Here is a 20,382-nt window from a genome sequence, read left to right as displayed (position 1 = left end):
TAAAAAGGAGTTGCAGCATGACGGAAATTTGTTTAGTACGACATGGACAAACTGATTGGAATTTTCAAGAAATTATTCAGGGGCGAGAAGATATTCCGCTTAATGAAGTTGGTAAGAAGCAAGCGAGTCAAAGTGCAGCTGCTTTACAAGAAGAAACGTGGGATATCATTATAAGTAGCCCGTTAATTAGAGCGCAAGAAACGGCTAATGAAATCGCAAAGGCGGCTGGATTACAATCGATTTTATTAGATGATCGATTTGTTGAACGGAATTTTGGAGAAGCTTCAGGGAAGCCAGTTGCGACTGTTAGAGAGTTGATTGCTGAGGGTAAAGTAGAAGGTATGGAGCAAGATGAAGAGATTGTAGCTCGTTGCTTTGCTGCTTTAGAAGATGTTGCAACAACTCATTTTGGCAAACGTATTATTATTGTTGCTCACTCACACGCGATAAAAGCAATTTTACATGCCATTGAACCAGATGAAATTACATTTAAGACACCATTAAAAAATGCGTGTATTAGTTATGTGAAACAAAATAGTGGGAAATGGGATGTTCTTAAATATAATATAGCGGAACATATTAATGTATAAGTGTGTACGGATATAGTGTGAAAATAGTTTCATTATATCTTTCTTTTGAGTAAGTCACTTCAATTAGTAGTTCTAATCTAAATGTGGTATGATGGATACTCGGAGGTGTCTCTCATGATTGTAGCGACGCTAGAAAGCGTATTAATATTAGATAAGGCAGAGCAGCTTGCAAAAGCGATTATCTGTTCAGATATAGCAGAAGATTATCGTAAGTATTATAGAGAATTACATGAAGATATAGAACTTCAGACGTTAATTCAGCAATTTACAGCGATGAAAGAACGGTATGAGGAAGTACAGCGCTTTGGAAAATACCATCCTGACTACACTACCGTATCGATGAAAATGAGAGAATTAAAGCGTTCTGTGGACTTACATGATAAGGTTGCAGCTTTTAAAAGAGCAGAAACTGCTTTGCAGAAGTTATTAGATGAAGTTAGTGTAGCAATCGGTTCGGAAGTGTCTTCTTCCATTAAAGTACCAACAGGAAATCCATTCTTTGATGCTGGTGGCTGTGGTGGAGGTTGTGGTACTGGCGGAGGTTGTGGTTGTAAAAAAACGGGGTGATGTACCCCGTTTTTTAGAAGTTGGAAGAAAACGTATACAGAGTTTGTCCTGTAATGTTATAAATTTCTGATTGGTTTTCATAGAATATAAAATATATGTTTTTAAAAGGAGAAGATGGAGAAGATTATGTTCGGGCAACGACAAAGTATGATTGTTTATTTACATTCATTGAAACATGCCAAGATTTTAAGGAAATATGGTAATATACATTACATATCAAAACGATTAAAATATGCTGTAGTATATTGTGACATGGAACAAATTGAGCATATGATGCATAAGTTGAACAAACTTCCTTTTGTGAAAAAGATAGAACAGTCGTATCGCCCGTATTTAAAAACGGAATTTGAAAATTCCCGTCCTGATCGAGCAAAAGAATACGATTATAGCTAATAGAAAAAATCCCCTGCTAAATTTAGCGGGGGATTTTTTAATTGAAATAAAGTGTTATTTCATCGGAGGAATGAAATTGTTCATTCGTAAAATACCAATTAAATGATTAAAAAATAGTTCTTTTTCTGGGAAAGTTGTAGATGGCTTTACAGTAAAAGTAGCCACTTTTTTTCCGAGTTGCTCTGCCGTTTCTTCAAATAAAATGACACGTTTACTTTTTTTATTTTCAAATACAGGAATGCCTTCACGACATATGTATAATGGTTGGAAATCACCAGTAGTAGTTGGTTTTAATATTACAACAAGCGAACACACTTTTTTATCGTTTTTTATCGTTTCAAATTGTAACATATGTGCTATACGTTCTTGATTTGTTTTGGCAATTTCAAGTAATTCATATAAATCAGAGTAGCCTTCTCCGAGTTCTATAAAGCGTTGAATCATATTTTTTCCTCCTCTTTCTTTTACTGTACCATTTCACTTTTTAAATGAAAAGCACACAAAGAAAAAAAACCCTGCATAGCAGGGCCCTTCTTATACTAGCATGTACTAGTAAGAAGGCAAAGGGAGAGGAGAAACCGGAGGAAGAACTTATGGGGAAACGTAAGTCTTCTCCGCGGTTGGCAACAACATCGAAGGTGATGTTGTTATAATTATTTATGTCCAATCTAAATGAAGATATACATAATGAAATTAAATTTTATGTCAGGCTTTTTATTTTTCTTTTTTTTATTTTGTGATAGGATAAAAAAGATAAAGTGGAACTAATATACATATTGGATTCATATTAGTGAATGATGAGATGAATACATAAAAATAATGAGTGGTTATTTGATGCTGAGTTTTCTAATATTTTGGTGAATGTAATTTGTTAACGGTTACCAAAGTGGGAATGGCTTTCTATAATCGCTCGATAGATTGAAATAAAGGTAGTGACAACAGATGAGAGTAGTTTCAGGAAAATGTAAAGGACACCCACTTAAAGCGGTTCCTGGTAATACAACACGTCCAACGACAGATAAAGTAAAAGAATCTATTTTTAATATGATAGGTCCTTATTTTGATGGTGGTATCGCCCTTGATTTATTTGGTGGTAGTGGTGGCCTTGGAATTGAGGCTTTGAGCAGAGGGATCGATAAAGCGATTTTTGTTGATAGGGATAGTAAAGCGATAAAAGTAATTCATCAAAATTTAGAAAGTTGTAGAATACAGGAACAAGCTGAAGTGTATCGAAATGATGCGGAACGTGCAGTAAAGGCGCTTATAAAACGTGAAATGTCATTCGATCTTATATTAATAGACCCACCATATAAAGAGCAAAAAATTGTATCTTTAATTAGTGTAATGGATCAACATGGATTGCTACATAGTGATGGATTAATTATGGCAGAGCATGGTAATGATGTAGTTTTACCTGATTCAATAGGAAAGCTTGTAAAAGTACGAGCTGAGAATTATGGGATTACTGCAATATCGATTTATAAGTATGAAGGTGAGGGGACAGAATGACAAGTATAGCTATTTCTTCAGGAAGTTTTGATCCAATTACCCTTGGGCATCTGGATATTATTAAAAGGGGAGCAAAAGTATTTGATGAGGTGTACGTAGTCGTTTTAAACAATTCATCTAAAAAACCATTCTTTTCAGTTGAAGAGCGATTAGGACTAATTCGAGAAGCGACAAAGGATATCCCGAATGTAAAAGTAGATTCGCATAGTGGGCTGTTAGTAGAGTATGCAAAAATGCGTAATGCAAATGCAATATTACGTGGTTTACGAGCAGTTTCTGATTTTGAATATGAGATGCAAATTACTTCTATGAATCGAAAATTAGATGAAAATATTGAAACATTTTTTATTATGACAAACAACCAATATTCATTTTTAAGCTCGAGTATTGTGAAAGAAGTTGCGAGGTATGGAGGGAGTGTAGTAGATCTTGTGCCTCCTATTGTAGAGCGTGCTTTAAAAGAAAAGTTTCAAACCCCGTTAAAGTGAACGGGGTTTTTCTTTATACGTGCGAAAAAATAATAAAATAACATATAAATATAGACAAAATAATGTGAAAATTGGTCCGTAATGTATAAAAGATGTCCAAATTTCATGTAGTATAGAAGGATGCTTGGATAAAAATACAGGAATATCTTTTTGCATAGGTGAGAAAGAACTTACTTTCTCATAAAATGGTGTCCAAAATATAAATGTAAAAATAGGGGCAAGAATACTTTGAATAATTCGTGCGAAAAAATAGGGTTTAAATCGGATGTCTGTTTCAGCTAATATGCTAGCAACTTGTGCCTGAATAGAAAGACCGCTAAATGCTAAAATGAAGCTTGTTACCATAGCTTGTTGTAAGAGGGGTGTTTCATTTATTTGACTAATCATTTGGCTTCCGAGTGTCATTTCGAAAACACCTGATAATATAGGTATACTAAAATCTGTACTTAGTTGGAAGAATGATAAAATATGTTGCATAATAAAAGAAAGAGCTGCTGTAATGTGGAATACAGTAATCATTTTATTTAACACAGAGAATAAAATAATAAATCCGCCAATCATAAGTAATGTTTGAATAGAAGAAACGATAGCATCCCCAAGTAATTTACCGATTGGTCTTTTTTCTTGTAAGCGTGTCTCGTGAAGAATTAAAAAAGGGTTTTGAAAGCGGCGTTTTTTTGTAGTGTGTGTATTATTTTTGTAAGCGGTATTATGGCCGTAAAAACGCATAATTAATCCGACAGCAAAGTTACTTAAATAATGGGCAGCCGCTAATATAATCCCTAATTTTGGATTATTAAAAAAACCGATAGACACAGCACCGAAAATAAAAAGTGGATTAGAAGAATTTGTGAAAGAAACGAGGCGCTCCGCTTCAATCTGAGTTAAAAGGTTGCTTTTTCGTAGTCTAGCGCTTAGTTTGGCGCCTGCAGGGAAACCTGAAGCCATTCCCATTGCCCAAACGAATCCACCTATCCCTGGAACGCGAAAAAGTGGGCGCATGAGTGGTTCTAATATAACGCCAATAAATTTTACAACACCGATACTAATTAGAAGTTCCGCAATGATGAAAAACGGTAGTAGTGAAGGGAATACAACTTCCCACCATATATTTAACCCGCGAATAGAAGCTTGTAAAGCGGCTTGGGGGTGGAGTACAAGAGAAAAGGTTAAAAAAAGCGTTGATATGGTAAGGAAAGCGGTTTTCCATTTTTCATACATGTAAGTAAATCCCCCTTTGTCCCAAAAAACGTTCATTTCAGTATACGTGGATACGTAGTGAATTTAGACCATAAGTATGAAAAAGGAATGAAAAAAATTAAAGGGTGAGAAAAATGAAAGAACCAAAGATTGGTTTAGCACTTGGGTCTGGAGGAGCGAAAGGGTTTGCTCATATTGGTGTAATAAAGGTTTTAAGGGAAGCTGGTATCCCTATTCATATGATTGCAGGAAGTAGTATGGGGGCGCTAATAGGTACGTTTTATGCGGCAAGTAGTAACGTTGAAAGATTGTATAAATTGGCATCTGTTTTCAAGCGGAAGTATTATTTAGATTTCACGGTACCGAAAATGGGATTTATTGCTGGAAAACGTGTCAAAGATATGATTAAAATGTTTACATATAATAAAAATTTAGAAGAGTTAGATATCCCGACGGCTGTTGTGGCTACTGACATATTGAAGGGGGAAAAAGTGGTTTTTACAAGTGGACCAGTTGCAGATGCGGTGAGGGCTAGCATATCTGTTCCTGGAGTGTTTGTACCAGAAAAAATAGATGGACGATTATTAGTGGATGGTGGGGTTATTGATCGTATCCCAGTATCGGTTGTGAAAGAATTAGGGGCCGATATTGTTATCGCTGTGGATGTGTCTCCAATTAAGGTGAATGGCGATGTTACGTCCATTTATGACGTAATCATGCAAAGTATAGAAATTATGCAGCATGAGCTTGTAATGAATCGGCAAATTGCATCGGATTTAATGATGCGACCAGCTGTAGAGCAATTTAGTTCACGTGCTTTTACAAACATTGAAGACATTATTCGAGTTGGAGAAGTAGAAGCGGAAAAACATGTTTCAAATATTTATTTATTAATTGAGCAGTGGAAGGAGAAACATAATGTTTAAGCGTTTTCGGTTTATATATGCAATCTTAATAGGGGTTATATTGGCGATGTTACTTGTTTACGTGCGTTTACCGTATTATGTAACAAAACCAGGAATGGCTGCCAAATTAGAGCCTTACGTTCAAGTTGAGGGTGGAACGAAAGAATCTGGTGATTTTATGCTTGTTACGGTTTCAATGGGACCAGCAAATGTGGTGAATTTAATAGCGGCACAGTTTAATAAATATACACATATTTCAAAAGCGGAAGAAATATTGCAAAAAGGTGAGAGTGATGAAGAATATCAATTTCGCCAAAATTATGCGATGAAAGATTCACAAAATGCAGCAATTTATAATGCATATAAACGTGCAAATCGCTCCGTTTCTTTTGAAAATAAAGGTGTATTAGTTGCTGGTGTGGCAAAAGGAATGCCGTCAGAAGGAAAGCTTAAGCTTGGTGATGTTATTATAGCTGTTGATGGAAAAACATTTGAAAAGACGGAGCAATTTATTGAATATATGACTGGGAAAAAAGAAAGCGATGCTGTAAGTATTGAGTACATGAGAAATGGAAAACAATTGAAAGAAAATTTAAATGTAAAGACGATTCCTAATGGGAATGGACGTGTCGGTATAGGTGTTTCTATCGTTACGGAAAGAGAATTAGTGGTCGATCCGAAAGTGAAAATTAATTCTCATGAAATTGGTGGACCATCCGCAGGTTTAATGTTCACATTAGAAATATATAATCAACTTGTGGAAGAAGACTTAACAAAAGGACATGAAATAGCTGGAACAGGTACAATTAATGAAAAAGGAGAAGTTGGCCCGATTGGTGGTATAAATCAAAAAGTGGTGGCTGCTAGCGATGCTGGGGCTGAGGTGTTCTTTGCGCCAAATGAAAAAGGAGCGGAGAAATCGAACTATAAAAATGCACTTGAGACTGCAAAGGACATTAAAACAAAAATGAAAATTGTACCAGTGGATACGCTGGATGATGCGTTAACATATTTAGAAAAGATGGATAAGGAAAAAACCTCTCTGAAATAGAGAGGTTTTTTTATAGGAATTTTGTAGTTGTTTCATCATAGCGAATAGGATGGTGTGTTATATCCTGTTTTAATAGTTGCGTGCGTAACGGTTCGTGCATGATGGAGAAATATACAGAGTTTGCTTTTTTCTCTATATCTAAAGCAGCATGGTCAAATGTTTTTGTATGAGTAAGGATTGGAAGTTCGATTTTTTTCTTGTTTTTTGAAAGATAAGTTTGTCCTTTTTGTGACATGCCTAGCAGGCGGATATATGGTGCATGTTGTTCTATATTTGCGCTACGTATTTCCTCTTTTGTTGTGTTTGTTAAAATGTGTGTACAAGCTCTTTGTAGTCTAGTCCATGTATAACGTTTTGTTTTTAATGCTTCCATGAATGAATAGAAGGAGGAACTGTTTTGTATTTTTGATAAAATACGATGCTCTAAACCTTCTTCTATTTCATATATATGTCGTAAGTCTCCTGAAGACATTGTCATGAGTTTATATTTAAAAAATGAAAAGTATTGTTCCCAATTATGTAATATCCCGTAGTTTTGTTTGTAATTTGCTAAAAGCGAAGTGGTTGCCTGTGGGAGAAAAGGTTCAATTGTTGTAAATGATCCTTCTTCGCTAAAGAGTTGTTTCCGAATGCTTGTCGCGCTTGCAATATGTTGGTCATTAAATGTTTCATCATGATAATGAGAGGCGAATCTTTTTATAGTTTGAGCTTGTATAGAGCTATTTTGTGACAGAATTGCTTTAATGTATTGGAAGCCTAAAATATTATTTGGTTGTGACATATCTATGTTTTTTTCGGATGTTAAAATGTGTGAAAAAGCATCCGATGTTGCTTTTGCATAACTATTTCCAGCGTCCATGAATTGTTTTACAAGGCAGTTAAAAGTCTCTTCTTCGTTTTTTTGTACGGAGATGGTATTATAAAAATTTTCGATTTGTCCATCCTCACTACCGAAACAAATTTCAGAAACATGTAGGGCATTTAAAATGGAAATAGCACCATTTGCGAAGGTTTCAGCCTTTTGTGTTGCAAAGACGTATGGAAGCTCTACAACAAGGTCTACGCCGTTTGCTAAGGCCATTTTAGTGCGATACCATTTGGAAATGAGTGCGGGCTCACCACGCTGTAAAAAAGGACCACTCATAACGGCAATTATTATATCGGATTGTGTTAACTTTTTTGTCTGTTGCACATGATAAAGGTGACCGTTATGAAAAGGGTTATATTCAACAACAATACCACCAGCTTTTATGGTAATCTCTCCTTTCGATGTAGCATCTTTTTGAAAAACGTGATACTCTATATATTATTTACTATGATGACTTCATTATAGTGTAAAGAAAAAACATTGACAAATATAAAATGGCTAGCTATAATTTTGTTTGTTGCCTTGAGGTGATATGATATGAAATGGTCCATCCATCAATTGAATAAATTGAGAAATAAAGGATTGACATTGGATGAGATGGTAGATGTAAGTGAGCTAAAAGAGGTCGAGAAAGATATTCGTGAAATTAATCCTGTTCATGTAACGGGAAGAGTTGATTTTGGCTCCGGTAAGTTTACGTTTCATCTACATATAACTGGAAGCATGGTTTTACCATGTTCTCGCTCTTTAGTAGATGTGACATTACCATTTGACATTAAAACAACTGAGGTGTTCCAAACTTCACAAGAAGAATTTGAAACTGAAGCTGAAATTCATTGTTTAGAAGGAGAAGTACTTGACTTACTGCCCGTAATCAAGGAAAATATACTTTTGGAGATTCCAATGCAAATTTTCAGTGATGATGTTTCTGGTGGAGCACCGACGCAAGGTCAAGACTGGCAAGTGATTTCGGAAGAAGACAAAGAAAAGACTGTTGATCCAAGATTGGCAGGACTTGCAAAGTTTTTTGACAAATAATCGGAAGACTGGTTCAGGCCTTCATATGAAAATAACTATTTCTTTTAAGGAGGTGGGAAGAATGGCTGTACCTTTTAGAAGAACTTCTAAAACAGTAAAAAGAAAGCGTCGTACGCATTTCAAATTATCAGTACCTGGTATGGTAGAGTGCCCAAGCTGTGGTGAAGCGAAATTAGCTCACCGTGTATGTAAAGCATGCGGTACTTACAAAGGTAAAGAAGTAATCAGCAAGTAATTGCGGGAAAATAAACGCAGAAGATATCTTCTGCGTTTATTTTTTTTGTCTTAATCTTTAGTTGTTGTATTCTATCTTTTCTAGTAACTGCATATGCTTAATAAAAAATGCATAGGGAGGACTAGAGAAATGGCGACAACAAGACAAGATGCTTGGACTGATGATGAAGATTTGCTTCTGGCAGAAGTAGTACTCCGGCATATTCGAGAAGGTGGAACACAACTTTCTGCCTTTAAGGAAGTGGGGAAAAATTTATCTCGTACACCAGCAGCATGTGGATTTAGATGGAATTCTTACGTAAGAAAGCAATATAAAGAACGTATTGAGGAAGCGAAGCAACTTCGTAAAGTAGAAAATTATGAAGTGAAAGAGACAAAAGTGTTAGAACCTACGTCAATTACGTTGAATGATGTTATTGATTTCTTGCAAAATTATAAAGATGAAAACTCTTTAACGGTGTTGCAACAACAAGTTGAATCATTACAAACAGAAAGAGAGCGTCTTCTGGAGCGATTATCAGTATATGAGGAAGAGTATAGAACATTGCTTGATTATATCGATCAAAAAAGAAGTGTAATGGTAGCGGAAAGAAACAATGCTCGCTCGACTGAGAAGTTAGAGAAGCTTAAGAAATAAAAAAACAGCTGTTATACAGCTGTTTTTTTTTATTTCTTAAGCCGATTCTTCATTTGTAACCGCATTCAAATTTGTTTCTGGATGCCAAATATAAAAATCTCCATCAGTTACTGATACGGGGCTGAAATTTAATTTATCCCAAAAACCAGCTGAATGAATACGCGCTATCGTTTTAATAGGAAATTGGAGTTGTTTCGCATGATTTACAAGCATTTGTCCGAATCCTTGTTTTTGAAAAGTTGGTAATACTTCAAGTTTATAAAGTTCTAGGTAAGGACCTGTAATTTCGAATGGTTCTCCGCCGTTTCTTTTCATATATAGACTCATACGTGCGATTAGTGATCCGCCATAATAAATACCGTAAAATGGAGATTCACTGTCGTTTTCAATAATGTTTGCTTGCAATTCTTCCAGCATAGATAGTTCCTGGGCTCCGCACCCTTTAAATTTTTTGAATTCATCTAACGTTTTATAATTGATGAGCAAGCGCTCAACTTTTGGGAATCCCATTACATCACATCCTTTTCTTATCTCGTTGAATGCAGAAAAGTAAAAATATTTATAATAATAGTATAACTCATTTTTTTATTTTTATGAAGAAGATAGTATATTTCTTTTATTATTTTTTTGAGGATTTGCTAAACTAAGAGTATAAGCGTATTAATAGGCAGTATATACATAGTGAAAAGTGAGAGTGTATTTGTTTGGCAGAGGACAACGAAATTATAGGGTGTGCTTATGTACTTTAAAAAGATATAAAAAAGGGGGGAGGCAAGGGCGCTTAATGTGAATCCCTTGTGTGAAAATGAAAATTGGAATTGTCGGACCAGGTGCTATTGGTCTATTGTATACATTTTATTTACAAAAAAGTAACCAAGATGTTACGTTGTTTACAAGAACAGCTAAGCAAGCTGAAGAGTTAAATGAAACAGGTGTAACTTGTATTAGAGATGGAAGATGTGAAACAGTATATCCAGCTGTTTTACCGATAGAAAGTATGGTAGCGCAAAATTTAGATTATATATTTATTGCTGTGAAGCAATATCATATAGATGACATACTACCGTTTGTGGAAGGTGCATCATCATTAATCTTTTTGCAAAACGGAATGTCGCATCTTCCAAAGATGCTGCAAATAGGGAGTGAAAATATAGCTGTTGGTATTGTAGAACATGGTGCGAAAAAAGAGGGAGGGCACATCGTTCATCATACTGGAGTAGGTGTAACGAGATTTGGAGTGGTTTGTGGCCAATCTATACATTTTAAAAAAATATTTCATTCTTTTCCGGTTGCTTATTTTCCAGTTCAAATAGAAACAGATTGGGAAGAGATTATGCGCAAAAAATTAGTAGTAAATGTATGTATCAATCCGTTGACAGCGTTATTGGGAGTTAAGAATGGTGAATTAATCACGAATCGTTTTTTTTATCAAATGATGGAGCAAGTGTTTCAGGAGGTCGCATTTCTTATTAGAGGAGAAAAAGAAATGGTATGGCAAATGGTACGAAATGTGTGTGAAGGAACGTCTCGTAATACATCCTCTATGTTAGCGGATGTAAGAGCGAATAGACAGACGGAAATTAATGCGATTGTTGGGTATGTATTAGAAGAGGCTAAGAAACAGCAACGACCAGTTCCGATACTTCAATTTTTGTTCGATGCAATAAAGGGGTTAGAAACAAGAGTATAAGTGTTATTCTTTGCTTTTAAGTGAAACATTGACTACAATGTGGATTGGTGAGAGAACTGGATACGAAAGGAAGAATTATATGGAGATAAAAGAAATCTCTGTTCCGCAACAAGGTGTTGTAGCGGACTATATGAACGGTAAAAAAGAGATACAGTCATGTTTTGATTATATGTTAACAGAAGATGCTTTTAAACAACGTTTACATGATTTGCGTGAAAGGGAGTTTTTCCGCCAAGATTTAGTAGCGCATTTATTAGAATATAATACAAAATTACAAGCGGGAGAATCTACACTTCAAAATGTAAAAGCGCTTGGAGATGAAAATACATATGTTGTTATAGCTGGACAACAAGCGGGGTTATTAACTGGACCGCTTTATACAATTCATAAAGTTATTTCAATTTTACAGCTTGCAAAGGAAAAGGAAGAAAGTTTAGGAGTTAAAGTTGTCCCTGTCTTCTGGATTGCGGGTGAAGATCATGATATGGATGAGATTAACCATACTTTTGTAGCGAAAAATAAAAAGATGAAAAAAACTATTTTTTATGATCGTAATCCGAAAAAGGCGAGTGCTTCTGAGTCTGAACTTTCTGTTGAAGATTGTAGAAGTTGGATTGAAGAGATTTTTAAAACATACCCAGAAACAAATTTTACAAAGGATGTATTAAAATTTGTTGATGATGCTTTGAAAAAATCGAATACGTATGTAGATTTCTTTGCTCATCTTATTACGAAAATCTTTGCTAATTCTGGTTTAATCCTTGTTGATTCACATCATCCTGAATTAAGAAAGTTAGAAATTCCATTTTTTAAGCGAATTATAAGTAAGTATAAAGAGGTGCAAGAGGGGCTTCGTAATCAGCAGGAAGTAATTAAAGAACTAGGATACAAACCGATTATTGAAACGAAGTCTCATGCAGTGCATATATTCATGGAAATAGATAATGAACGAGTATTGCTTGAAGAGCATCAAGGTAAGTTTGTTGGAAAGGATGGGGCGCATTCCTTTTCATATGAAGAGTTGATTGAAGAAATGGAGAGAAATCCGGCACGTTTTAGTAATAATGTTGTAACGCGTCCTCTTATGCAAGAGTATGTATTTCCTACGCTCGCATTTATTGGAGGTCCAGGGGAATTAGCTTATTGGAGTGAATTACAACAAGTATTCCATACTGTCGGTTTTCAAATGCCACCTGTCGTTCCTCGTCTTACAATTACTTATGTGGAGAGAGATATAGCGACAGATTTATTCGATCTGCAATTGAGAGAAAGTGATCCGTTTTTAAATGATGTCGATAAACTGCGTGAAAACTGGTTGTCTAATCGAGTAGAGGAACCGATTGATGATCATTTTGAAAAGGCGAAAAAAGAAATTGCCGATATTCATATATCTTTACAGCAATTTGTAAAGAAAATAGAGCCAGGATTAGGTGCGTTTGCAGGGAAAAACGAATTGAAAATTAATGAACAAATTGAACTGCTGGAAAGAATGTTGAAAAGAAATGTTGAGAAAAAGTATGAGGTTGAGCTAAATAAATTCCGCCGTATACAATTCGCACTTCGTCCATTAGGTGCGCCGCAAGAACGTGTGTGGAATGTATGTTATTATTTAAATCAGTTTGGTTTGGATTTCGTTGATCGTGTAATGGAAAACCCTTTTTCTTGGGACGGAAAACATCATGTTATAAAACTATAAAATCTTGCTCTTTGGAGCAGGATTTTATTTTTATTCCGTTGAATTTACTGTGAAGTGATTTTTTTCTGAATTATCAATCAAAAAAAGTGTTGGATATGGTAATTGTGTTGGATACTTAAATATATGACAAAATAGCACAAAATGTAAACGTATTATTCGCTTTTTCGACAGTTTTTTATTTAAATTCCCGCAAAAGATGATAAAATTTAGTATATAATAAAAGAAAATAGCGATTTGTATAGTATGTTGCCTTTGTTGGTAAGTTAAATGAGTCGTTCTTTCGTATTATTTCATTCTCTAAGCGTGAAATATGTGCTTAGAGGAAGGGATACATTCAACATAATTAATTGGAAAAAGAGTAGGTGCAACAATGTTTAAACACGTAACAGTGCTTTTAAAGGAAACAGTAGACGGCTTAGATATAAAGCCAGATGGTACATATGTAGATTGTACACTGGGGGGAGGAGGACATAGTTCTTATTTATTATCCCAATTAACTGAAGGTGGAAAATTAATAGCGTTTGATCAAGATGAGATAGCGATTCAAAACGCGAAAGAAAAGTTCTCTTCATACGGTGAACAGTTTATAACAGTAAAGAGTAACTTCCGTTATTTAGCTGAAAAACTGCAAGAAATAGGTATAACAGAAGTAGACGGTATTTTATTTGATTTAGGTGTTTCATCCCCACAATTAGATACACCAGAGCGAGGCTTTAGTTATCATCATGATGCACCGTTAGATATGCGGATGGATCAAGATGCCCCATTAACGGCATATGATGTTGTAAATAGCTGGTCATATGAACAACTTGTAAGGATTTTCTTCCAATACGGTGAAGAGAAATTTTCAAAACAAATTGCAAGAAAAATTGAAGCTTATCGTGAGAATAAAGCTATTGAAACGACAGGAGAATTAGTAGAGCTAATTAAAGAAGGTATTCCGGCTCCTGCTCGTAGAACTGGTGGGCATCCTGCTAAGCGGGTGTTTCAGGCAATTCGTATAGCTGTAAATGATGAATTAAAAGTATTTGAAGAAGCATTGGAATCTGCTATTGAGATGGTTAAGCCAGGTGGAAGGGTTAGTGTTATAACATTCCATTCATTGGAAGATCGTATTTGTAAAACAACGTTTAAGCGAAATAGTACAACGCCACAATTGCCACCAGGATTACCGATTATTCCTGATGAATTTAAGCCGAAATTAAAGCTTATTACAAGAAAACCGATTTTACCTTCTGATATAGAGCTAGAAGAAAATAATCGTGCGCGTTCTGCGAAGTTGAGAATCGCTGAAAAACGATAAAAGGGAGAGAGAGGTATGACTAATTTAGCTGTAAAGTACAAACAACAAGCGCAAGAAGAGGTGCAAATTCAAACGCCCCCACAGCAGATGGCTAAGCCGAAGGTTAAAGCGAAAATTACAAGAATCGAAAAACTGTTGTATGTAGCGTTTATTGGCTTTTTATTGTATGCCTGTGTCGCGTTTATTGGAAATAAAGCAGGCCTTTATCAAGTTAATGTAGAAGCAGCGACGATAGAAGAAAAAATTGTACAGCAGCAAAAAGAAAATCAAGAATTACAAGCTGAAGTAGAGAAGTTAAGTCGCTATGAACGAATCGCTGAAGTTGCAAAAAAACATGGGCTAGAAATTAATGCGAATAATGTGAAAGGCCTCAAATAAGGCAATAGGTGTGAAGGAACGATGAAGAAGAATATGACTAAATTTCATACCAATAAGGGAGCAGGTTATTTTATGATATTTTTCCTCCTGCTCTTTTTGCTGTTATTAGCCCGATTTTTTTACATACAATCAACAGGAACAGTTCATAATCAGGATTTAGATGCACTTGCTAAACAAAAGCATAGTAAAAAAGGAGTTCTTGAAGCGAACCGAGGAACCATCTATGATCAAAACGGTCATGTGTTAGCACAAGACGCAAACTCTTATAAAATAGTAGCTGCGCTAAAAGGTGCTAACTCTGTTGAGAATAAAGAAGATACTGCAAAGAAAATTGCAGGAGTACTTGGAAAAGGCGAAGAGGATATTTTAGCTTCTTTAAATAAGGAAGGTAGAAGTCAAGTCGAATTTGGAACGTTAGGCAAGGATTTGACGAAAGAAAAGAAGGAACAAATAGAAGCGTTGAAATTGCCGGGAATATCTTTTATTACAGAAAATGCAAGGGTGTATCCAAACGGTGATTTTGCATCTTACGTTATAGGTCATGCAAAACCAAATGAGAATGGAACCTCGGTAGGTCAATTTGGCATAGAAAAAAGCTTGGATAAATACTTAAGTGCTTCTAATGGAGAAGTAGCGTATACAGGTGATCGTAAAGGTGTATCCCTTGATGGTGGAAAAGTTAATGTAAAGGCACCTAAAAATGGAGATAACGCTTATTTAACAATTGATCAACGTGTCCAAAGTTATTTAGAAGACGCGATGAAAGCAGCAAGTAAGCAATATGAGCCAGAAAGTTTAATAGGGATTGTTGCAGATCCAAAAACCGGAAAAATATTAGCGATGTCTACTAAACCTAGTTATGACCCTAATGATCGTCAAATTAAATATTTCTTCAATGACGCAATTGCCAATGCATTTGAACCTGGATCAACAATGAAAATTTTCACGTTAGCGGCAGCTATTAATGAAGGTGTGTACAAAGGGCAAGATTATTATCAGTCCGGGACATATCAAGTCGGAAATAGGAAAATAAAAGATCATAACGGTGGTGCTGGTTGGGGCTCTATCACGTTTGATGAAGGGGTAGAGCGTTCTTCAAACGTAGCGTTTGCAATTTTAGGAGATCAAAAACTTGGTCCAGAACGTTTCCGAAAATATATTCATAGTTTTGGATTAGATGAAAAAACGAACATTGATTTATCAGGTGAAGGATCGAATACAATTTTATTTGATCAGCAAATACAACAAGTGACAACAGCTTTTGGACAAGGTTCCACTGTAACACCAATTCAGCTTGTACAAGCTGCAACGGCCATTGCAAATGATGGGAAAATGATGAAACCTTATGCAATTGATAAAATTGTAGATCCAATAACAGACAAAGTAAAATTAGAACATAAGCCAGAAGAAGTAGGAAAACCTGTTACAAAGGAAACAGCAGCGCAAGTAAGACAGTTATTAGAACGTGTTGTTACATCTCCGAAAGGTACAGGGACAGCTTATAAAATTGATGGATATTCAGTTGGTGGTAAAACAGGGACAGCGCAAATTCCGGATGGAAAAGGCGGCTATATGACAGGAAGACAGAATTATATATTCTCATTCTTAGGTATGGCACCAATGGACGACCCACAACTTGTTGTGTATGTAGCTGTTAAACAGCCGAAATTAAAAGATGATGAGAACGGTGCACAGCCTTTAGCTGATATTTTTAAATATGTAACAAAAAATAGTTTAGAGTATTTAAAGATTAAGCCAAATGAAGTGAAAGATCCGAAAAAACATCTGAAAGAACAACAAACTACTGTTCCAGATGTAACTGGTAAAACGATGGCTGAAGCGGGGAAAGCAATTGATAAAGCAAAACTTCGTCCAATCGTACTAGGTGAAGGGAAAGTACAGCAACAAGTACCAAAAGCAACTGAACAAACATTGAAAGGCGACCGAGTCTTCTTGGTAGGAGATAAGCCTACAATGCCAAATATACAAGGATGGGCACTGCGTGATGTTATGAATTTAGCGAAGACATTACAGCTTAACTTGAAGCCTTCTGGTACAGGATACGTAACAGAGCAAAGTGTGGCGGAAGGAACATTATTACAACCTGGTACAGAATTAGGTGTCACACTCGTACCGCCACTCGAACCACAACAAGAAGCAGAAAAGCCGTAATGGTAAAAGAGAAGAAGTTCTAATTAAATAAGTACAAGCATATATTGGAACAAGCTAGGCGTAAGGGAGGCTTGTTCCAATATGCGTGTATCAAATGTAACAGTTAGAAAACGACTTATTTTTATACTTATATCAGGTATACTTATTTTCACTATTATCGATATTCGTCTTGGATATGTGCAATTTTTTCTTGGGAATATGTTAACGGATCGTGCGAAAGATTCATGGAGTCGTAATATTACTTTTGAACCCGAACGTGGGAAAATTTTAGACCGAAATGGTGTGGAACTTGCCACGAATAAAAGTGCTCCAACTGTCTTTGTTGTACCGAGGCAAATTGAAAAACCAGCAGAGACTGCAGAGAAGTTAGCTGCAGTATTAGGTGTGGAAAAAGATGAGATTTATAAAAGAATTACAAAAAAAGAATCGATTGTAAGGTTAGATAAAGGCGGAAGGAAAATATCACATGACAAAGCGAAAGAAGTACGAGGATTAAGTTTGAAGGGCGTGTATATCGCAGAGGATTCTATCCGGTACTATCCATTTGGAAACTTTTTATCACATGTATTAGGTTTTGCAGGTAGCGATAACCAAGGTCTTATGGGGCTAGAAAAATATTATGATAAAGAGCTAAATGGGGACAAAGGTCATGTTCGTTTTTTTGCAGATGCGAAAGGACAAAGGATGCCTAATGTTGGTGATGATTTCAAAAAGCCAGAAGCCGGTTTGAATTTAGGATTAACAATCGATGCGCGTATTACAAGGATTATGGAAAGAGAAATGAATATTGCGGAGTCAACTTATAATCCAGACGGTATGATTGCAATTGCAATGAATCCTAAAAATGGTGAAATTTTAGGTATGTCTAGTCGGCCGAGTTTTGATCCAGCGGATTTTCAAAGTGTCTCTCCAGAAGTGTATAACAGAAATCTACCTGTGTGGAGTACGTATGAGCCTGGTTCAACATTTAAGATCATTACACTAGCTGCAGCATTGAATGAAAATTTAGTAGACTTAGAGAAGGATACGTTTTATGATGATGGAGCAGCTGAAGTCGGTGGAGCTAGATTGAAATGCTGGAAAGCAGGAGGTCATGGCAGTCAAACGTTTTTAGAAGTCGTTCAAAACTCATGTAACCCGGGATTTATTGAACTTGGTGATCGCCTTGGTAAAGACCGATTATTTAAATACATTCGTAATTTTGGTTTTGGGCAGAAGACTGGGATTGACTTGCAAGGTGAAGGCAGTGGGATTTTATTTAATTTAGATAAAGTTGGTCCAGTAGAGCAAGCGACAACTTCATTCGGCCAAGGGGTTTCTGTTACACCAATTCAACAAGTAGCAGCTGTAGCGGCGGCTGTAAATGGTGGAACATTGTATCAGCCGTATATAGCTAAGGAGTTTATTGATCCGAAAAATAATCAAGTTGTTAGTAAAAAGACACCTGTTGAGAAAAGAAAAGTTATTTCCAAGGAAACTTCAGAAAAAGTTCGTTATGCATTAGAGAATGTTGTAGCGAAAGGTTCTGGTAAAGGTGCTTATATTGATGGATATCGTGTAGGTGGAAAAACGGGTACTGCTCAAAAGGTGAAAGATGGTAAATATTTAGAGAATAATTATATTGTATCTTTTATCGGATTTGCTCCAGCGGATGATCCAGAGATTGTTGTGTATGTTGCTGTTGATAATCCAAAAGGGGTTACACAGTTTGGTGGAGTGGTAGCAGCTCCAATTGTCGGGAATATCCTTCGAGATGCGCTTCCTGTTATGGGAGTGAAACCGAGAAAAGAACAAGTTGAAAAAGAATATAAATGGGGCGATACACCAACTGTGGAAGTTCCGAATTTAATTGGAATGAAAAAGAAAGATTTACAAACACAACTCGTCGATTTGCAGCTTGATATAAGTGGAGATGGAGAGAAAGTAATTAAGCAATCACCAGAAGCGGGAGCTAAAGTAAAAGAAGGCTCAAAAATTAGAATTTACTTCGGGAATTAAAGGTAACATAGTACGTTTTATGGTACAATTGGTGGAAGTGAGTTCTTTATAGAACAGTTACTTAACTTGAGACAATAAGTGTCTCAGTCATAAATAGGCCAGTAGCACTTACCTCCTTATATAGGAGGTAATGTGTTGCTTACTGAAAAAAAGATAAATAAACAATGTAGAGAGGGTTTAGTGAAATGAAGTTGCATACACTTTTATCATGTTTGCATGATTTTCCAGTTGTTCCAAAAGAAAATCCAGAAATCACATCTATAGAAGCTGATTCACGTAAAGTGAAAGAAGGAAGCTTATTTGTATGTATGAAAGGATATACGGTTGATAGCCATGATTTTGCTAAGCAAGCAGCGGCACAAGGAGCGGCTGCTATTGTTGCGGAAAGACCAATTGATGTTGACGTTCCAGTTGTACTTGTGAAAAATACTTTTCGTTCGTTAGCGGTTTTAGCTGATTATTTTTATGGTCAACCGACACACAAGTTACATTTAATCGGAATTACAGGTACAAATGGAAAGACAACAACATCGCATATTATGGATGAGATTATGCGAGCACATGGTCATAAAACAGGGCTAATTGGAACGATTAATATGAAAATCGGTGATGAAACATTTGAGGTGAAAAATACAACACCAGATGCACTAACACTTCAACAGACGTTTTCAAAAATGGTTGAACAAGGTGTGGACAGCACGGTAATGGAAGTTTCGTCACATGCGTTAGATCTTGGTCGTGTACACGGATGTGATTACGATGTAGCGGTGTTTACGAACTTAACACAAGATCATTTAGACTATCATAAAACGATGGAAGAATATAAACATGCAAAAGGGTTACTATTTGCACAGCTTGGCAATAGTTATAATCATAATCGTGAAAAGTACGCTGTGCTGAATAGCGATGATAATGTAACAGAAGAGTATATGAGAAGTACTGCAGCAACTGTTGTAACATATGGTATTGATACAACAAGTGACATTATGGCAAAAAATATCGTTATGACGAGTGGCGGAACTACATTTACCCTTGTCACACCGTATGAAAGTGTAAATGTTACGATGAAATTAATAGGTAAATTTAATGTATATAACGTACTTGCAGCAACAGCAGCAGGGCTTGTTTCGGGTGTGAAATTAGAAACAATCATTGCTGTTATAAAGGAACTAGCTGGGGTTCCAGGGCGTTTTGAAGTTGTTGATGGAGGACAAAATTATACAGTTATTGTTGATTACGCACATACGCCGGATAGTTTAGAAAATGTATTAAAAACTGCAAAACAATTTGCAAAAGGTGATGTGTATTGTATCGTTGGTTGTGGTGGCGATAGGGACCGAACGAAGAGACCGATAATGGCAAGTGTTGCAACAAAATATGCAACTCATGCAATTTACACATCAGATAATCCAAGAAGTGAAGATCCAGCGGCTATTTTAGATGATATGGTACATGGTGCAAGTGGAAATAATTATGAAGTGATTATTGATAGAAAAGAAGCGATACACCATGCAATCACTAAAGTGAAAGCAGATGATATCATTATTATTGCTGGTAAGGGTCATGAAACGTATCAAATTATTGGTAAAGAAGTTCATCATTTTGATGATCGAGAAGTTGCGAAAGAAGCAATTACAGGGCGTTTAAACAACGAAGAGTAACAAC

General features: G+C 35.9%; 21 protein-coding genes. 17 read left to right on the top strand and 4 right to left on the bottom strand.

Annotation, left to right across the window (positions count from 1 at the left end; all coding sequences use genetic code 11):
• Positions 1–17 precede the first annotated feature (17 nt).
• The 3 genes from OXT04_RS07065 to OXT04_RS07055 all read left to right on the top strand — a co-directional run bounded on the left by OXT04_RS07065 (position 18) and on the right by OXT04_RS07055 (position 1,550).
• Positions 18–590 (top strand): histidine phosphatase family protein, encoded by a 573-nt coding sequence (locus OXT04_RS07065; RefSeq protein WP_000134944.1) that lies wholly within the window; start codon positions 18–20, stop codon positions 588–590.
• Between the two features lie 114 nt (positions 591–704).
• Positions 705–1,157: a YlbF/YmcA family competence regulator gene (locus tag OXT04_RS07060; protein WP_000634361.1), complete on the top strand. Its 453-nt coding sequence runs from the start codon at positions 705–707 to the stop codon at positions 1,155–1,157.
• A 126-nt stretch (positions 1,158–1,283) separates the two neighbouring features.
• Complete coding sequence (locus tag OXT04_RS07055) at positions 1,284–1,550, top strand: YlbG family protein (protein ID WP_002082261.1); 267 nt, start codon at positions 1,284–1,286, stop codon at positions 1,548–1,550.
• 54 nt (positions 1,551–1,604) lie between these two features.
• Here OXT04_RS07055 and OXT04_RS07050 read toward each other — a convergent pair whose 3' ends face one another.
• A complete protein-coding gene (locus OXT04_RS07050) occupies positions 1,605–1,994 on the bottom strand; it encodes a DUF7147 family protein (RefSeq protein WP_000616017.1) in 390 nt (129 codons plus the stop codon).
• Between the two features lie 498 nt (positions 1,995–2,492).
• On the opposite strand from OXT04_RS07050, the gene rsmD reads away from it, so the two are divergent.
• Together rsmD and coaD are read left to right on the top strand one after the other, a co-directional pair.
• Positions 2,493–3,059, top strand: coding sequence for a 16S rRNA (guanine(966)-N(2))-methyltransferase RsmD (gene rsmD / locus OXT04_RS07045; RefSeq protein ID WP_001266976.1), 567 nt, complete (start codon positions 2,493–2,495; stop codon positions 3,057–3,059).
• The gene (gene coaD, locus OXT04_RS07040; protein ID WP_097822638.1) at positions 3,056–3,547 is read left to right on the top strand and encodes a pantetheine-phosphate adenylyltransferase; all 492 of its coding nucleotides are present in this window, start codon (positions 3,056–3,058) and stop codon (positions 3,545–3,547) included. The genes rsmD and coaD overlap by 4 nt, the downstream gene beginning before the upstream one ends.
• Here the strand turns inward: coaD and ylbJ are convergent.
• Positions 3,539–4,768 (bottom strand): sporulation integral membrane protein YlbJ, encoded by a 1,230-nt coding sequence (ylbJ, locus tag OXT04_RS07035; protein WP_000273089.1) that lies wholly within the window; start codon positions 4,766–4,768, stop codon positions 3,539–3,541. The two genes, coaD and ylbJ, sit on opposite strands and share 9 nt — an antisense overlap.
• Positions 4,769–4,881: 113 nt before the next feature.
• Between ylbJ and OXT04_RS07030 the strand changes: the two genes are divergently transcribed.
• The gene (locus OXT04_RS07030; RefSeq protein ID WP_000662590.1) at positions 4,882–5,673 is read left to right on the top strand and encodes a patatin-like phospholipase family protein; all 792 of its coding nucleotides are present in this window, start codon (positions 4,882–4,884) and stop codon (positions 5,671–5,673) included.
• On the top strand, positions 5,666–6,703 hold the full coding sequence (locus OXT04_RS07025) for a SepM family pheromone-processing serine protease (protein ID WP_000476299.1): 1,038 nt from the start codon (positions 5,666–5,668) through the stop codon (positions 6,701–6,703). Before OXT04_RS07030 ends, OXT04_RS07025 begins: the two co-directional genes overlap by 8 nt.
• 10 nt (positions 6,704–6,713) lie before the next feature.
• Here OXT04_RS07025 and OXT04_RS07020 read toward each other — a convergent pair whose 3' ends face one another.
• A complete protein-coding gene (locus tag OXT04_RS07020) occupies positions 6,714–7,895 on the bottom strand; it encodes a nucleotidyltransferase (protein WP_025118125.1) in 1,182 nt (393 codons plus the stop codon).
• 213 nt (positions 7,896–8,108) lie between these two features.
• On the opposite strand from OXT04_RS07020, the gene OXT04_RS07015 reads away from it, so the two are divergent.
• The 3 genes from OXT04_RS07015 to OXT04_RS07005 all read left to right on the top strand — a co-directional run bounded on the left by OXT04_RS07015 (position 8,109) and on the right by OXT04_RS07005 (position 9,480).
• A complete protein-coding gene (locus OXT04_RS07015) occupies positions 8,109–8,609 on the top strand; it encodes a YceD family protein (protein WP_000872146.1) in 501 nt (166 codons plus the stop codon).
• A 61-nt stretch (positions 8,610–8,670) separates the two neighbouring features.
• Positions 8,671–8,844, top strand: coding sequence for a 50S ribosomal protein L32 (rpmF, locus tag OXT04_RS07010; protein WP_001984764.1), 174 nt, complete (start codon positions 8,671–8,673; stop codon positions 8,842–8,844).
• Between the two features lie 129 nt (positions 8,845–8,973).
• Positions 8,974–9,480 carry an RsfA family transcriptional regulator gene (locus tag OXT04_RS07005; RefSeq protein WP_000246469.1) on the top strand — a complete coding sequence of 169 codons (507 nt, stop codon included), beginning with the start codon at positions 8,974–8,976 and terminating at the stop codon, positions 9,478–9,480.
• Positions 9,481–9,516: 36 nt separating this feature from the next.
• Here the strand turns inward: OXT04_RS07005 and OXT04_RS07000 are convergent, their stop codons facing one another.
• Entirely contained in the window at positions 9,517–9,990 is a 474-nt protein-coding gene (locus OXT04_RS07000; protein ID WP_000506690.1) for an N-acetyltransferase, read from the bottom strand.
• A gap of 295 nt (positions 9,991–10,285) precedes the next feature.
• Here OXT04_RS07000 and panE point away from each other — a divergent pair, with 295 nt between their 5' ends.
• From panE to murE, 7 genes are all read left to right on the top strand, one after another.
• Positions 10,286–11,170, top strand: a complete 885-nt coding sequence (gene panE / locus OXT04_RS06995; RefSeq protein ID WP_002094123.1) for a 2-dehydropantoate 2-reductase — start codon at positions 10,286–10,288, stop codon at positions 11,168–11,170.
• 79 nt (positions 11,171–11,249) lie between these two features.
• Complete coding sequence (bshC, locus tag OXT04_RS06990) at positions 11,250–12,866, top strand: bacillithiol biosynthesis cysteine-adding enzyme BshC (RefSeq protein ID WP_000403041.1); 1,617 nt, start codon at positions 11,250–11,252, stop codon at positions 12,864–12,866.
• A 370-nt stretch (positions 12,867–13,236) separates the two neighbouring features.
• Entirely contained in the window at positions 13,237–14,169 is a 933-nt protein-coding gene (gene rsmH, locus OXT04_RS06985; RefSeq protein ID WP_000472508.1) for a 16S rRNA (cytosine(1402)-N(4))-methyltransferase RsmH, read from the top strand.
• A 15-nt stretch (positions 14,170–14,184) separates the two neighbouring features.
• Positions 14,185–14,547 (top strand): cell division protein FtsL, encoded by a 363-nt coding sequence (gene ftsL / locus OXT04_RS06980; RefSeq protein WP_000182804.1) that lies wholly within the window; start codon positions 14,185–14,187, stop codon positions 14,545–14,547.
• A 21-nt stretch (positions 14,548–14,568) separates the two neighbouring features.
• Positions 14,569–16,719 carry a penicillin-binding protein gene (locus OXT04_RS06975; protein ID WP_000739955.1) on the top strand — a complete coding sequence of 717 codons (2,151 nt, stop codon included), beginning with the start codon at positions 14,569–14,571 and terminating at the stop codon, positions 16,717–16,719.
• Positions 16,720–16,800: 81 nt separating this feature from the next.
• Positions 16,801–18,717 carry a stage V sporulation protein D gene (locus OXT04_RS06970; RefSeq protein WP_001266235.1) on the top strand — a complete coding sequence of 639 codons (1,917 nt, stop codon included), beginning with the start codon at positions 16,801–16,803 and terminating at the stop codon, positions 18,715–18,717.
• A gap of 185 nt (positions 18,718–18,902) precedes the next feature.
• Positions 18,903–20,378: a UDP-N-acetylmuramoyl-L-alanyl-D-glutamate--2,6-diaminopimelate ligase gene (gene murE / locus OXT04_RS06965; protein ID WP_000766289.1), complete on the top strand. Its 1,476-nt coding sequence runs from the start codon at positions 18,903–18,905 to the stop codon at positions 20,376–20,378.
• Positions 20,379–20,382 lie beyond the last annotated feature (4 nt).

This window comes from Bacillus sp. GC_Bacil_1 (genome assembly GCF_026540675.1).
Classification (GTDB): Bacteria; Bacillota; Bacilli; order Bacillales; family Bacillaceae_G; genus Bacillus_A; species Bacillus_A cereus.
The sequence above is the reverse complement of the archived record's forward strand: the minus strand, read 5'-3'. Positions and strand labels throughout refer to the sequence as shown.